Below are 14,715 nucleotides of genomic sequence, written 5' to 3'. Positions count from 1 at the left end.
GCGGGACACGTGAAATCCTGTCTGAAGATCGGAGGACCACCTTCGAAGGCTAAGTACTCCTTACTGACCGATAGCGAACCAGTACCGTGAGGGAAAGGTGAAAAGCACCCCGACGAGGGGAGTGAAACAGTTTCTGAAACCGGACGCCTACAAGCAGTCGGAGGAGCCTCGAGCTCTGACGGCGTACCTTTTGTATAATGGGTCAACGACTTGGTCTTACGAGCAAGCTTAAGCCGATAGGTGTAGGCGCAGCGAAAGCGAGTCTTAACAGGGCGTCGAGTTCGTGGGATCAGACCCGAAACCGAGTGATCTAGCCATGTGCAGGATGAAGGTTGGGTAACACCAACTGGAGGTCCGAACCGACACCCGTTGAAAAGGGTCCGGATGACGTGTGGCTAGGGGTGAAAGGCCAATCAAACTCGGAGATAGCTGGTTCTCCGCGAAAGCTATTTAGGTAGCGCGTCGATTGTATTCTCCCGGGGGTAGAGCACTGCATGGATGATGGGGGCCCACAGCCTTACTGAGTCTAAGCAAACTCCGAATACCGGGAAGAACTGATCGGCAGACACACGGCGGGTGCTAACGTCCGTCGTGGAGAGGGAAACAACCCTGACCAACAGCTAAGGCCCCCAATTCGTGGCTAAGTGGGAAAGCATGTGGGACTTCCAAAACAACCAGGAGGTTGGCTTAGAAGCAGCCATCCTTTAAAGATAGCGTAACAGCTCACTGGTCTAGTTAAGAGGTCCTGCGGCGAAGATGTAACGGGGCTCAAGCCACGAGCCGAAGCTTTGGATGCACTGTGAAGTGCGTGGTAGCGGAGCGTTCTGTGATATAGAACGCTGCCTCCTTATCTCCTTCGGGAGTATTGGAGGCAATGTTCTGACTGTGAAGCCGGGCTGTAAGGCATCCGGTGGAGTGATCAGAAGTGAGAATGTTGACATGAGTAGCGACAAACAGGGTGAGAGACCCTGTCGCCGAAAGTCCAAGGGTTCCTGCTTAAAGCTAATCTGAGCAGGGTAAGCCGGCCCCTAAGGCGAGGCCGAAAGGCGTAGTCGATGGGAACCAGGTTAATATTCCTGGGCCGTGAGATGGTGACGGATCTGAACCGTTGTTCGACCTTATCGGATTGGTCGGGCAGCCTACAGGTCCCTGGAAATAGCCTCTCTATAAGACCGTACCCGAAACCGACACAGGTGGACTGGTAGAGAATACCAAGGCGCTTGAGAGAACCACGTTTAAGGAACTCGGCAAAATGCCTCCGTAAGTTCGCGAGAAGGAGGCCCCATCTGTAGGCAACTATAGGTGGGGGGCACAAACTAGGGGGTGGCGACTGTTTACTTAAAACACAGGGCTGTGCGAAGCCGTAAGGCGACGTATACAGTCTGACGCCTGCCCGGTGCCGGAAGGTTAAAAGGAGGGGTGCAAGCTCTGAATTGAAGCCCCGGTAAACGGCGGCCGTAACTATAACGGTCCTAAGGTAGCGAAATTCCTTGTCGGGTAAGTTCCGACCTGCACGAATGGCGTAACGATCTCCCCGCTGTCTCAAACGTGGACTCAGCGAAATTGAACTGTGTGTCAAGATGCACACTACCCGCGGTTAGACGGAAAGACCCCATGAACCTTTACTACAGCTTCACACTGGCATCAGGATTGTGATGTGCAGGATAGGTGGTAGCCTTTGAAGCCGGAACGCTAGTTCCGGTGGAGGCATCCTTGAGATACCACCCTTCGCACTCTTGATGTCTAACCGCGGTCCGTTATCCGGATCCGGGACCCTGTGTGGCGGGTAGTTTGACTGGGGCGGTCGCCTCCCAAAGAGTAACGGAGGCGCGCGAAGGTGGGCTCAGACCGGTCGGAAATCGGTCGTTGAGTGCAATGGCAAAAGCCTGCCTGACTGCGAGACTGACAAGTCGAGCAGAGACGAAAGTCGGCCATAGTGATCCGGTGGTCCCAAGTGGGAGGGCCATCGCTCAACGGATAAAAGGTACTCTGGGGATAACAGGCTGATGGTGCCCAAGAGTCCATATCGACGGCACCGTTTGGCACCTCGATGTCGGCTCATCTCATCCTGGGGCTGGAGCAGGTCCCAAGGGTACGGCTGTTCGCCGTTTAAAGAGGTACGTGAGCTGGGTTTAGAACGTCGTGAGACAGTTCGGTCCCTATCTGCCGTGGGTGTAGGATACTTGAGAAGAGTTGCCCCTAGTACGAGAGGACCGGGGTGAACGGACCACTGGTGGACCAGTTATCGTGCCAACGGTAGTGCTGGGTAGCTATGTCCGGACAGGATAACCGCTGAAAGCATCTAAGCGGGAAGCCCCCTTCAAAACTAGGTATCCCTTGAGGGCCGTGGAAGACCACCACGTCGATAGGCTGGAGATGTAAGTGCAGTAATGCATTCAGTTGACCAGTACTAATTGCCCGATTGGCTTGATTTGATCCAGTAGTAGACAGACACTCCTACAGATCAAAATCATGCATACGAACACAACTTGACTTGGACGCTCTTTATTCGGTTTGGTGGTCATAGCGCTGGCTATACACCCGGTCCCATTCCGAACCCGGCCGTTAAGGGCCAACACGCCAATGGTACTGCGTCTCAAGACGTGGGAGAGTAGGTCACCGCCAAACCTAATAAAGAGCGTCAATCATCTCTATAACGATACCCCCCCAATCAGACACATCCTTACGCGGGATGGAGCAGCCCGGTAGCTCGTCAGGCTCATAACCTGAAGGTCGTAGGTTCAAATCCTACTCCCGCAACCAAATAAAAAGCCGTCTCATCAGAGGCGGCTTCGCGCATTCTTGACACAGCAAAAATAGACCGGAAAATCCGCTCAGAAGAGCGAATGAAGACGGGCATCAAGAGCCTCCGCCTGCAAAATCTCCAGACGCACAGGCAATGTCAGCACCTCACCACGCAAGGATGAAGGCAAACGCGCAGCGTCCTTCTCCGTCGTCACAAGCTGTAAACCATCCGCCTGCGCATCATGCAAAAGACGCGACAACAGCGCAGCCGTGAAAGGCTGGTGGTCACCAAGTGACTCCGTCCGAACAACCGACGCACCCAAGCCTCGTAGCGTATCGAAAAACTTCTCTGGATAACCAATCCCCGCAAACGCCAAACACCGCAATCCACGCCAGTCCATACCCGTCGGCAACGGGGCCAGGTGGCCAGTAAAATGAGGGCAGGGAAGATAAGCGCCCCAGCGCGACGCAAAACGCTCTTGCGCCGCAGCCTCCCCGATCGAAACAACAAGATCAGCCCGCGAAAGACCCGCAGATACAGGCTCCCGCAACGGACCCGCTGGAAGGCAAAGCCCGTTCCCAAAACCTCGACCCGCATCCACAACCACAATGCTCAGATCCTTCACAAGCGCAGGGTTCTGGTGACCGTCATCAAGCACAATCACATCCGCCCCCGCAGCACAGGCCGCAACACCGCCCGCCGCACGGTCCTTCGACACCCAGACAGGCGCAAAGGACGACAACAAAAGGGGCTCATCCCCGACAGCCGAGGCATCATGCACACGCGCATCAACCCGCACAGGACCAATCAACCGCCCACCATGCCCGCGAGAAACAATATGCGGTGCGTGACCGAGCGCCTGAAGGAGCTGCACAACCGCCATAACCGTCGGCGTCTTCCCCGTCCCGCCCGCATTGATGTTACCAACGCAGATAACCGGAATATTCAAACGCAACCCCTCACGACAAACGCGACGAGAAGTCGCATAGGCCGTAACCAAACCAAGCGGGGACAAAGCAAGTGACAATAGGGAGCGCTTGGACTCCCAGAATAACGGAGCACGCATCAAGGGGACTTCAGACACTGGCATAGTGAGGACACAAGATCCTCGAAGGCTCCCGCGCCCGCCGTTTCGATATCCCACGCATTATAGCTCAGGAATGCGGAGCGGTGGGGCGCAAGAAATTCGGTCACCGCTTCGGGGAGATCCTCGGGCTGCTGGAGCCGTTTACTTCCTTGGACTGCCTGCAACGACTGGTAGAGCGCTGGATAGCGCCCCGCCTCCGGCCCGTGTAGAATAGCCGAACCGAGAGACGCCGCCTCGTAAGGCGAGCGCGCACAGCCCGCAGCGGCAAAGCTCCCCCCGAAATAGGTCACCGGCGCAAGGCGGTACCATAGCCCGTAATCCTCAGCGTCATCGGCGATGAAAATCTGCGTATGCTGGTCCGGCTCGCCCTCGAGAGAGCGTCGCGCCACATGCCAGCCCTCCTCCGTGAGACGCTGCGCGAGATCGATCGCGTCGCCACTGGCTTCGGGAGCAAGGATCAGCAGCAGACGGTGGGCCTGCCGTAAAGCCTGCCGATGTGCCGTCAGAACAATCTCCAGCTCGCTTTCGGGAACCGAGGCCGCGAACCATGTCGGACGGTTCTGTAACAGGCTGCCCATTGCCGCAAGTTCCGCCCCCGAGCAGGGCAGAGGTGCGGGCGGCAGGGTGAGAGGGCCGCTCGTGATCAGCCGATTGGGCGGCGCGCCACGCGCGATCAGACGCAATGTCTCGGGGCGATCCTGTGCCAGAATGGTATGGAATAGACGCAACAGACGGCCCGCATAGGGCGCATCCTCGGCACCTGTGCAGGCGGCAAGCATCACCGGAATGCCTGCAGCTTGCGCGCCGGAGATCAATCCGGGCGGCAAGGCACGCCCCAGAAGCAGCACGAGCGCTGGCTTCCACACTCCAAGCGCTGCGTGAATATCGCTGGCGGTATCGGCGGGATCAGGCAGCGGGTGGCAATCGCGCGGGAGCGCCAGGCGCTCGACCAGTGCGGCCGGACCCGTCACCACGAAAGGATGCTCGGGCAGGCGGGTGCTCAGAAGCTGCAGGACAGTTTCGATATCATGCTCGGGGGCGGCCTCCGAGACGCGGATCCAGATCGGCGCTGCCGGGCGGTCTGCGATGGGCGGCAGACGTTCCGGCAGGGCAGAGGGCCGGTTCAGCCCCGATAATTTCAGGTGCAACCAGAGCGGAACCGGCATGATAGGCGATCAGAATCCCAGTTCAGCGGTGGGGGCCGCTTCCATTTCCTCGTCGCGCAGACGGTGAAGATGCGCGATGAAATACCGCATATGGGCGTTGTCCACGGTGCGTTGCGCTTCGGATTTCCAGGCGTTGAAGGCTTCCGCATAATTGGGATAGATCCCGACGATGTGGATATCTTTGACGTCGCGGAATACGGTCTTCTGCGGGTCGATGAGTTCGCCGCCAAAGACGAGATGCAGACGTTGCGTCGGAGATTTGGGCATTTCGATGAACCTCTCTTGTGAGAATGTCGCGACCCTATGCCACATGGCGGGGTTTCTCAAGCTATGGGTTGCATTTGGCCGCTTTTCAAATGCGTGAGCAGGGGCTACCTAATTGCCATGACACAGACACTTACCCAGATCTACGAGGCCCGCGTGGCCGAGGGCGCTCTGCGTGGCGATGACGCGCAGCGGGCCGTTTTGCCGCTTCTGGAACGCGTTCGCCGCGATCTGGAAACCCCTGCCGCCGCACCGCAGAAAACCGGTTTTTTTGCGAAATTCGGCAAGAAAGCCGCTCCGGCCCGGATCAAGGGGCTTTATCTTTGGGGCGGGGTCGGGCGCGGGAAATCCATGCTGATGGATCTCTTCTGCGAGGCGGTAACGGTGCCCAAGCGGCGCGTCCATTTCCATGCGTTCATGCAGGAAGTGCAGAACGATATCGAGAGGGCCCGTAAGGCCAAGGTCGAGGATGCCATCCAGCCGGTCGCGAAACGAATCGCATCCGAGCTGAAGCTGCTGTGTTTCGATGAGATGCAGATCACTGATATTGCAGATGCGATGATCGTGGGGCGCCTGTTCGAGCTGTTGTTCGAGGCCGGTGTCGTTGTGGTGACTACCTCCAACCGCGTGCCGGAAGATCTTTATAAGGACGGGCTCAACCGCCAGCTTTTCCTGCCCTTTATCGCGATTTTGCGTGACAGACTGGAGGTGCACGAGATCACCTCGGTCAATGATTACCGTCAGAACCGTCTCTCCGGGAGCCAGGTCTATTTCACGCCCGCAGACCGCGAGGCGAAGGCGCAGATGGATGCGCTCTGGGATGAGCTGACGGGCGGTGCCGGCGAACCGCTGTCACTGGCCTATAAGGGCCGCGAGATCACGTTGCCACAATACCACAATGGTGTGGCGCGCGCGTCTTTCTGGGATCTCTGTGCCGCAAATTTGGGCGCAGGGGACTATCTCGCGATTGCAGAAAATGTTCGGGTTTTGTTTCTTGACGCGATTCCGCGTCTGGATTCATCGAACTTTAACGAGGCTAAGCGTTTTGTAACCATGATCGATGCACTCTACGAGGCAAAGGTCCGGTTGATCGCTTCTGCGGCAACCGAGCCGGAGCACCTCTATAACGAGGGCACCGGCAGTTTCGAATTTGAACGCACCGCCTCCCGTTTGCGCGAAATGCAGGCCGAGGATTGGGGGAAAACCGACGGAGACTGACATGCAGGCCCTAGAGCGCGATATTTCACAGATCGAAGAGATCGAAGCGGTTGCCCGTGATCTGAAACGCGCTCTGGAGCAGTTGCCCGGCTGGGCGGGTACCCGTGTGGAAGAGGTGCTGCGCCTGACGCCCGAACGGGCCGTGGTAGTCATCCGTCGTCGCGACGAATATTTCGTGCTCAAGCAGTTCTTCGGCGAGAAAGGTCCCGCAAGGGCGACGCTGATGGCCGAGGCGCTGGGGCATGCCGCGCATATGCAGGACGGCGCGTATCGGGTCGTGCCGCTGGTGGCCTCATATGCCACACAGGGCATTGTTATCATGGCCCGCACGCCGGGGCTACGGATGGACCGTATTCTGGCGGATGCCGTGTCCGAGACGCGGCTGCGGCTGGTGGGGGCGGCAGGTCACTGGCTGGCGCGCTATACCGAGCCCACCCGTGCCGAGGGGCGTTTCTATGCGACCTTCTGGCTGCGCCAGATCGAGGATCTGCCGCATCGCCATATGCAGGGCGATGCGCGCGAGTTGTCCTTCCAGATCCTCGACAAGATGGCGCGCATGGCACCCGATCTGAACGGGCGCGCGGTAATTCGCGCCCGCAGCCATGGCGATTTCGTTGACCGTAACCTGAACGTTGCTCCCGATGGCGAAACACTCTGGGGTTTTGATATCGACCGCTATCCGCTGCAACCTGTGGCGCGGGACGCGGCGCGCTTCCTCACTTGGCGGGCGACCGACGGGGTCGGGCATCCAGCAAAAGCAGGGCTGCCCAAGGATGAGGTATCCGCGATGGCCGCAACCGATCTGCTGCCGCAGGAAGAATGGCACGATATCGTGCCGTTCTTTGCAGGCGAGACCCTGATCCGGCGTTTTGCCGACCGCATGAGCGACATGGACCGGCTGGTTCCTGTCGCCCGTGCATGGCTGGCTTAAGCGGGCATGTCGGCGAGGATCTCGCGCACGCGCGGGATCACCTGCGTGCCATAAAGCTCGACATTGCGCAGGATGGCCGAGGCTTTCTGCGGACCCGAGCTGTATTTCAGCTGGAACCGGCCCAGCCCGAGCGTAGCCACCGTCGAGGCGATCTTGGCGGCAACAGTTTCGGGGGAGCCCACATAGAGCGAGCCATGCTCGATCTCGCGCAGATAATCCTCGCGCCGCAGCGGCGGCCAGCCGCGCGAGGCGCCGATGGCGGCATGCATCTTCTGATAGCCTTCGAAATAGGTCTCGCGAGCGATCTCGTCGGTTTCGGCCACAAAGCCCGGGCTATGCACACCCACCTCTTTTGGTGTGGTGCCCATTTGCGCATGCGCGCGGCGATAGAGGTCCACAAGCGGTGCAAACCGCGCGGGCGAGCCGCCGATAATCGCGATCAGCAGCGGCAGGTCATGCGCCGCCGCCGAGATGATGCTATCCGGCGAGCCGCCCACACCGCGCCATGTGCGGATCGGCATCTCGGGGCGCGGATGGACCGTGGCGTTCTTCAGGTTCGGACGGAAGCGACTCTCGAAGCTCACTTTCTCGTCACGGATCAGCTTCACGAACTGCTCGAACTTCTCCTCGAACAGCGCCTCGTAATCATCGAGCGCGAAGCCGAAGAGCGGGAAGCTCTCGGTGAAGGAGCCACGGCCGAGGGTGACCTCGGCGCGGCCCTGCCCGAAGGCGTTCATCGTGGCAAAGCGCTGGAACAGGCGGATCGGGTCATCCGAGCTCAGCACCGTGACCGAGGTCCCGACCCTGATGCGCGAGGTCTGCGCCAGAATGGCGGACATGATCGGCTCGGGGCTCGAGATCGCGAAATCGGGGCGGTGATGTTCGCCCAGACCGATGAAATCCGCGCCTGTTTCTTCGGCCAGAATGCCCTCGGTAACAGTATTGCGGATCACTTGCGCGGGCGACAGGCGCGCGCCGGTATCGTCGGTGGTGATGTCCCCGAAAGTGTCGAGGCCGAGTTCGAGATGGGTCATGGGTTGGCTCCTTCGCTTGGCCGCAATCTATGCAAAAAGGGGCCGGTTCCCTAGCCCCTCCCAGCGCACAAGCCCTGTTCGGCCCGAGAGATCAGCCGTTCTCGCGCAGGATATTGCCCGCCAGATAGAGCGAGCCGCAGATCAGCACGCGGGCCTGCGGGTCTTTGGCGACAATATCTGTCAGGGCCTGCGCCACATTGTCTGCCTCGGCCACATGGCCGAACCCCGCCCGTGTCGCGGCCTCTGCGGTGGCCTGCGAGGGCAGTGTGTTCGCCTCATTGGGGATCGACACGGCGGTCAGGCTTTCGGCGCGCTTGGCCAATGGGCGCAGATAGCCCACAATATCCTTGGTGTTGAGCATGCCGCAGATCAGGTGCGTCGGGCGATTGCCCATCCGGTCGAGCGTCGCAGCGATCATCTCTCCGGCGGCAGGGTTGTGCCCGCCATCGAGCCACAGCTCCGCATCCTGTGTAGCCTCGACCAGCGGGCCGGTCTTCAGGCGTTGCATCCGCGCGGGCCATTCGGCACGGGTGACAGCCGCCTCGCAGGCCGCCTCGTCACAGCCAAGGAACCGCAGCGCTGCCAGAACGGCACCGGCATTCATCACCTGATGGGGTCCGGGCAGATTGGGCAGCGGCAGATCCAGAAGGCCGGTCTCGTCCTGATAGACGAGCCTGCCGGCTTCCTCGCGCACATGCCAGTGCTGGCCATAGGCCAGAACCGGCGCACCCAGACGCGCCGCGCGGGCCTCGATCACCTCCAGCGCCTCGTCATGCTGCGGGCCTACGATCACCGGCACCCCGCGCTTGATGATATCCGCCTTCTCGCCCGCAATCTCGGCCAGAGTCTCGCCCAGATACTGCTGGTGATCGAGATCCACCGGCGTGATGATCGACAGCGCGGGCGTGATCACATTGGTCGCATCGAGCCGCCCGCCGAGCCCCACCTCCAGCAAGGTGTAATCGGCCTGATGGCGCGAGAAGGCCAGAAACCCCGCGCAGGTGGTGATCTCGAAGAAAGTGATGTTCTCGCCGTTATTCTTGGCCTCGCATTCATCGAGCATGGCCGACAGCTCCGCCTCGGAGATCAGCTCTCCGGCCAGACGGATGCGTTCGTGGAAACGTGCCAGATGCGGCGAGGTATAGGCATGGACGGATTTGCCCGCGGCCTCGAGCCCCGCGCGGATCATGGCCTGGGTGGAGCCCTTGCCATTGGTGCCTGCGATATGGATCGCCGGCGGGATCTTGGTCTGCGGCTCGCCAAGCGCGGTCAGCAGACGCTCCATCCGGTCCAATGTCAGGTCGATGATCTTGGGATGCAGCCCCATCAGACGCTGCAGGATGATATCGGACGTGTCACTCATGGAAGCCCCCTAAGGCATAGGCAATCAGGGTGCGCCAATGGCGCATCCCTGCGCGGGGGCGGGGGCTCGATGCCCGCGGCGCCGCGACCCGCCGATATCGTCACAACTGTGCCGCGTCGCTACGGCACGAACCCTCAGCTTTTGGCTGCGGCTTTGGCAGGTGTCTCGGCAGGGGCCGCCGCTGCAGGCGCGGGCGCCGCCTCGGGGATGTCGGCCTTGATCTCGGGCGCGGGCAGGTCGGCTGCCACAGCAGGCGGCATGTTCATCATCATGCGGATGATGGTGATCAGCTCCTCGCGCAGTTCCTTGCGCGGCGTCACGCGGTCAAGCATGCCGTGATCCAGCAGATATTCGGCGCGCTGGAAGCCCTCGGGCAGCTTCTCGCGGATTGTCTGCTCGATCACGCGGGGACCGGCAAAGCAGATCAGCGCATTGGGTTCGGCAATCTGCACATCGCCCAGCATCGCATAGGAGGCGGTCACACCGCCGGTTGTGGGATGGGTCAGCACGACGATATAGGGCAGGCCCGCCTCGCGCAGCATATCCACGGCCACGGTCGTGCGCGGCATCTGCATCAGCGACAGGATCCCTTCCTGCATCCGCGCGCCACCGGCGGCCGAGAACAGCACCAGCGGGCGGCCCAGTTTCACCGCGCGCTCGGCGGCGGCCACGATGGCATTCCCGACATACATCGACATCGAGCCACCGATGAAGCTGAAATCCTGACCGGCAGCCACAATAGGCGTGCGGCCGATCTCGCCCTCGACGACCAGCATGGCTTCTTTCTCGCCGGTCTTCTTCTGGGCAGATTTCATCCGCTCGGGATATTTCTTCTGGTCCTTGAAATGCAGCGGATCGACGATCGGCTCGGGGACTTTCACCTCGGTGAAGATACCGCCATCGAACAGTGCCTCGAACCGCTTGCGCGGGCTGATCGCCATATGGTGGTTGCAATTCGTGCAGACATTCAGGTTCTGAGCCAGTTCGCGGTGAAACAGCATCGACCCGCATTCCGGACATTTGGTCCAGAGATTTTCCGGCGTGTCCCTACGCGAGAAAAGCGAGTTGATCTTCGGGCGGACGTAGTTCGAGATCCAGTTCATGTCTTTGCGGCCCCTTTGGCTCCTATTGCGGTCCAGATAAGACGGGTCGAACAGAAATGCAATCAACGAGCGTTCAAACCCGCAGGCTGAGCCGGATCAAAAGCCAAGAAACCGTAATTGACGCACCATCGACCAACATAAGCGGGGCGATTGTGTTAAAATCTTGGAGATTTGCGACCACACTGAACAGCGAGATCCCGTCGAGATGGCCGTAATAGCTGATCAGCAGGATCGCCGAGAGGTTATTGACGAAATGGAAGGCCAGCGCTGCCCCCAGATTTCCGGTGCGCGCTGTCAGATCGGCCGCCAGCAGCCCGTAGAACGCCGCCCAGACCACCGGCCAGAAGGACATCGCGCCAAAAGTCGTCCCGTCATAATGAAGCGCCCCGAACAGCAGCGAGGGCAGGCCCATCGTGATCCACAGATTATTGCCCGACCACGCGCCCAGTTGCTGCATCAGATAGCCGCGGAATAGCACTTCCTCGGCGCCGATCTGGAGGAAGACCAGCGGGATGATAAGCGGCCACCAGGGTAATGCCGCCGAAAGCGCTGTGGAATGGCCGACATCGGGGGCCATCGAGGTGAACCATGCCAGAATGATGGTGAGCGCGAGAAGCGGCCAGAAGGCACGACGGAAATCCGACCCCGTGCCCTTACCCAGAAGGCTGCGGGGCGTGCGTTTGCACAGATATTGCGTGACGATCATCACGCCCGCCACCAGCGGCAGGAAGCTGCCCAGCAACACTGCCACACCAAAGGGGCTTGAGCCCTTCGCGATCTCCTGCAGCCGGAACATCCGCGCCAGCCCACTGGTGTGGGCGAGGCTCGTCCCCACCAGTATCGAGGCACCCAGCCCATAGATCACCACGATCGCGATCAGCCCGATCAGCGTCCGCCACAGGGCACAATGGGCACGGGCCGGTGCAGTGAAGCGGTCAAGAAGCGGGTAATGCGGCACGGTCTATCCGTTCGGTTGAGGTCGTGGCCCAAGCTAAGGGCTGCGCGGGCGGTTGTCACGCTGATCGGTGTGGGGCTTTCTCTTTACATTTACGCGGGTCGGGCAGATGGTCGCGTTCTCGTTACTGCCCTCAGGAGGTCCCATGTTTGAAGTGTCACTCGATCTGGCCATGCTGCTTCTGGGGGCGGCCTTCTTTGCGGGGTTTGTCGATGCCATTGCGGGCGGGGGCGGGCTGATCACCGTGCCGATCCTGATCATGGCGGGGGCCTCGCCGCTTCAGGCTCTCTCCACCAACAAGGTGCAGGGTGTGTTCGGTGCGGCGACCTCGGCGCTCTCCTATGCGGGTTCGGGCCATGTGGACCTGCGCAAACAGTGGAAGGCGGCGCTCCTGTCAGGGGTCGCGGGGCTCGCGGGCGCTATTCTGGTCTCGAAAATTCCGACCGATGGTCTGCGCTATGCGCTGCCGGTGGTGCTGATCGCGATCGCGGCCTTCTTCGCCTTCCGTCCGGGGCTGGGCGACGAGGACCGTGTCGAGCGTATCCGCCCCGCAGCCTTCACCGCCTTTGTCGTGCCGCTGGTCGGTTTCTATGACGGGTTGATCGGTCCGGGGACAGGCAGCTTCTTCATGATCGGGTTCGTCATGCTGGCGGGCTATGGTGTGCTCAAGGCCACAGCCCATACCAAACTGCTCAATTTCGCCTCCAATGTCGGCGGTCTGATCGGCTTTGCCGCGATGGGCGCGCCGTGGTGGGTGATGGGCCTGTCGATGGGCGTGGCACAGATCTTCGGGGCGCGGCTCGGCTCGCACATGGCCATGAAGAATGGCGCGAAACTGATCCGTCCGCTGCTGGTCGCGACCTCGAGCATTCTGGCGCTGAAGCTGATCTGGGATCTCCTCTGATCAGCCCCGATCAAAGGCCATATCATAGGGGAGCGCGAATTCCTCTAGCGTCTGGCGCAGGGCCTCGCGGTCACATCCCGCCTCCGCACGGATGACGGCCACCAGTCCGCGCGTGCGGTCCTGACGCACCTCTGTCACCTTCGCGGCCAATCCGCGCTCGGTCAGCGCGCCCGACAGCACCCGCCCGATCGCCCGACGGCGCAGCTCGGGTTTGTAGATCTTGCCGACAGCGGTCTTGGGCAGTTCGGGCAGGATCTCGATATGTTTCGGGATCGCGGCACGTTCGTGGACATTTGCGCGCAGATAGTCGAGCAACTCCTCCTCGCGGACCTGATGGCCCTCGCAGAGTTCCACATAGACGCAGGGCAACTCGCCCGCAAAGGCATCGGGCTGGCCGATGGCCCCCGCATTGGCGATGGCCGGATGGCGCGCCAGTGGCTCCTCGATCACGGCGGGGTCGATATTATGGCCGCCACGGATGATCAGATCCTTGGCGCGACCGGTGATCCACAGATAGCCATCGGCATCGACGCGGCCCAGATCGCCGGTGCGCAGGAAGCCGTCCTCGGTATGATGGGCCTCGCCATTGGGGCAGGTATCGCGCGCGACACCCGGACTGCGCACACAGATTTCGCCGATCTCGTCCACCGCGCATTCGATGATGTCGCCGAATTCCTGACGGCGGATGGAGACATCGGTATAAGGCATCGGGATGCCGATCGAGCCGATCTTCTTCACCCCGTCCGGCGGGTTGACCGACACGAGGCAGGTGGCCTCGGTCAGCCCGTAGCCCTCGGTGATCTCCACGCCGGTGGCGGCGGTGAAACGGTGATACAGCTCGCGCGGCATCGGCGCAGAGCCCGAGATCGCAATTCTGAGCGAGGAGATATCGGCATCCACCTTGCGCTGCATCAGCGCCGAGGAGGCCGTGGGCACGGTGATCAGGAAGGTTACCTTCCAGCGCGCGATCAGTTTCCAGAAATTGTCGAAAACGCCTTCGCCACGATAGCCCGCAGGCGTGGGATAAACGATATGCGCCCCGCTCGCGATGGCCGACATCAGCACCGGATAGGCGGCAAAGACATGGAACATCGGTAGCGGGCACAGGAGCACATCCTGCTCGTTGAACAGCATATGCCCGCCCAGCCAGCCGTTATAGACCATCCCCGAGACCCGATGCCGCGCGATCTTGGGTGTGCCGGTGGTGCCGCCCGTGTGGAAGATCGCAGCGATCCGGTCCTCGGACGGGTCCTCGAACTCCAGCGTCGTGGCTTGGTCCGCGCAGGCCGCGTGGAAATCGTGATAGGTCCGGCCTTCGAGACGCGGCACCTTGGAGCGGATCATCGGCACGACGAGCCGTTTGAGCCCGCGCAGATAGCGTGTCAGATCGACCTCGATGATATCGGTCACCTCGGGCGCGTCCTTCAGGGCTTGCGCCACTTTCTGCGCGATATCGGTCTTGGGGAAGGCGCGCAGGGTGATCACCGCGCGGGCGCCCGTCTCGCGCAGCAGGCTCGCGATATGCGCGGGATCAAGGAGCGGGTTGATCGGGAAAACGGTCGCGGCCACGGTGCCTGCCAGAAAGCTGACCACCGCCTCGTTACAATTGGGCAGGATATAGGCCACGCGGTCTTCGGGCCCGAGCCCGCGCGCGCGTAGCAGATTGGCCAGACGGGTGACCTGAGCGTGCAGGCCGGCCCAATCGAGCGTCTCGGCCGGTGCATCGGCCCCGGAGAATAGCTGGAAGGAGATCGCCGGACGGGCGGGATGCGCCTGTGCCGTCTGCGACAGGAAGCGGTAGATGGTGGAAGGTGTCGGGCGCGCCTGCCACGGCATTTCGGCCTCGACCGCGATCCGGTCCTCTATCGTTCTGAAATGTTTCATATCGCGGGGTCCTGCTTGTCGCGCGGAATCTGGGGCCTGAGCCTGAGTGGCGTTGCACCA

Annotated in this window: 11 protein-coding genes, 1 tRNA gene and 2 rRNA genes (1 of these 14 cut by a window edge); 6 read left to right on the top strand and 8 right to left on the bottom strand. The window is 61.1% G+C overall.

From position 1 onward, the window contains the following. From WDB91_RS03905 to WDB91_RS03895, 3 genes are all read left to right on the top strand, one after another. Positions 1-2,435, top strand: a 23S ribosomal RNA gene (locus WDB91_RS03905); it begins 396 nt to the left of the window's first position. Positions 2,436-2,513: 78 nt separating this feature from the next. Then, positions 2,514-2,628: ribosomal RNA gene (gene rrf, locus WDB91_RS03900) — 5S ribosomal RNA — on the top strand. Between the two features lie 58 nt (positions 2,629-2,686). After that, positions 2,687-2,763: transfer RNA gene (locus WDB91_RS03895), tRNA-Met, on the top strand. A 71-nt stretch (positions 2,764-2,834) separates the two neighbouring features. On the opposite strand, the gene lpxK is transcribed toward WDB91_RS03895, so the two are convergent. The 3 genes from lpxK to WDB91_RS03880 are packed head-to-tail and all read right to left on the bottom strand — an operon-like array spanning position 2,835 to position 5,266. Continuing rightward, positions 2,835-3,812 (bottom strand): tetraacyldisaccharide 4'-kinase, encoded by a 978-nt coding sequence (lpxK, locus tag WDB91_RS03890; protein WP_339113853.1) that lies wholly within the window; start codon positions 3,810-3,812, stop codon positions 2,835-2,837. Beyond that, a complete protein-coding gene (locus WDB91_RS03885) occupies positions 3,812-4,999 on the bottom strand; it encodes a glycosyltransferase N-terminal domain-containing protein (protein WP_339113852.1) in 1,188 nt (395 codons plus the stop codon). The genes lpxK and WDB91_RS03885 overlap by 1 nt, the downstream gene beginning before the upstream one ends. A 9-nt stretch (positions 5,000-5,008) precedes the next feature. Beyond that, positions 5,009-5,266: a DUF4170 domain-containing protein gene (locus WDB91_RS03880; RefSeq protein WP_339113851.1), complete on the bottom strand. Its 258-nt coding sequence runs from the start codon at positions 5,264-5,266 to the stop codon at positions 5,009-5,011. Positions 5,267-5,383: 117 nt separating this feature from the next. Here WDB91_RS03880 and zapE point away from each other — a divergent pair, with 117 nt between their 5' ends. Together zapE and WDB91_RS03870 are read left to right on the top strand one after the other, a co-directional pair. Continuing rightward, a complete protein-coding gene (gene zapE, locus WDB91_RS03875; protein WP_339113850.1) occupies positions 5,384-6,481 on the top strand; it encodes a cell division protein ZapE in 1,098 nt (365 codons plus the stop codon). A 1-nt stretch (position 6,482) separates the two neighbouring features. Next, positions 6,483-7,412 (top strand): hypothetical protein, encoded by a 930-nt coding sequence (locus WDB91_RS03870; protein WP_339113849.1) that lies wholly within the window; start codon positions 6,483-6,485, stop codon positions 7,410-7,412. Here the strand turns inward: WDB91_RS03870 and WDB91_RS03865 are convergent. The 4 genes from WDB91_RS03865 to WDB91_RS03850 all read right to left on the bottom strand — a co-directional run bounded on the left by WDB91_RS03865 (position 7,409) and on the right by WDB91_RS03850 (position 11,870). Beyond that, positions 7,409-8,446 (bottom strand): LLM class flavin-dependent oxidoreductase, encoded by a 1,038-nt coding sequence (locus WDB91_RS03865; protein ID WP_339113848.1) that lies wholly within the window; start codon positions 8,444-8,446, stop codon positions 7,409-7,411. The genes WDB91_RS03870 and WDB91_RS03865 overlap by 4 nt on opposite strands. Before the next feature lie 91 nt (positions 8,447-8,537). After that, positions 8,538-9,809, bottom strand: a complete 1,272-nt coding sequence (locus tag WDB91_RS03860) for a folylpolyglutamate synthase/dihydrofolate synthase family protein (RefSeq protein WP_339113847.1) — start codon at positions 9,807-9,809, stop codon at positions 8,538-8,540. 134 nt (positions 9,810-9,943) lie between these two features. Beyond that, positions 9,944-10,912 (bottom strand): acetyl-CoA carboxylase, carboxyltransferase subunit beta, encoded by a 969-nt coding sequence (gene accD, locus WDB91_RS03855; RefSeq protein ID WP_339113846.1) that lies wholly within the window; start codon positions 10,910-10,912, stop codon positions 9,944-9,946. Positions 10,913-10,985: 73 nt separating this feature from the next. Further along, positions 10,986-11,870, bottom strand: coding sequence for a CPBP family intramembrane glutamic endopeptidase (locus WDB91_RS03850; protein ID WP_339113845.1), 885 nt, complete (start codon positions 11,868-11,870; stop codon positions 10,986-10,988). A gap of 142 nt (positions 11,871-12,012) precedes the next feature. On the opposite strand from WDB91_RS03850, the gene WDB91_RS03845 reads away from it, so the two are divergent. Then, positions 12,013-12,771 (top strand): TSUP family transporter, encoded by a 759-nt coding sequence (locus tag WDB91_RS03845; RefSeq protein ID WP_339113844.1) that lies wholly within the window; start codon positions 12,013-12,015, stop codon positions 12,769-12,771. Here the strand turns inward: WDB91_RS03845 and WDB91_RS03840 are convergent, their stop codons facing one another. Further along, on the bottom strand, positions 12,772-14,655 hold the full coding sequence (locus tag WDB91_RS03840; RefSeq protein WP_339113843.1) for an acyl-CoA synthetase: 1,884 nt from the start codon (positions 14,653-14,655) through the stop codon (positions 12,772-12,774). It lies immediately after the preceding gene. Positions 14,656-14,715 lie beyond the last annotated feature (60 nt).

Source organism: Thioclava sp. GXIMD2076, assembly GCF_037949795.1.
Lineage (GTDB): Bacteria > Pseudomonadota > Alphaproteobacteria > Rhodobacterales > Rhodobacteraceae > Thioclava > Thioclava kandeliae.
Note: the sequence above shows the minus strand (reverse complement) of the source record. Positions and strands in the feature narration are given on the sequence as shown.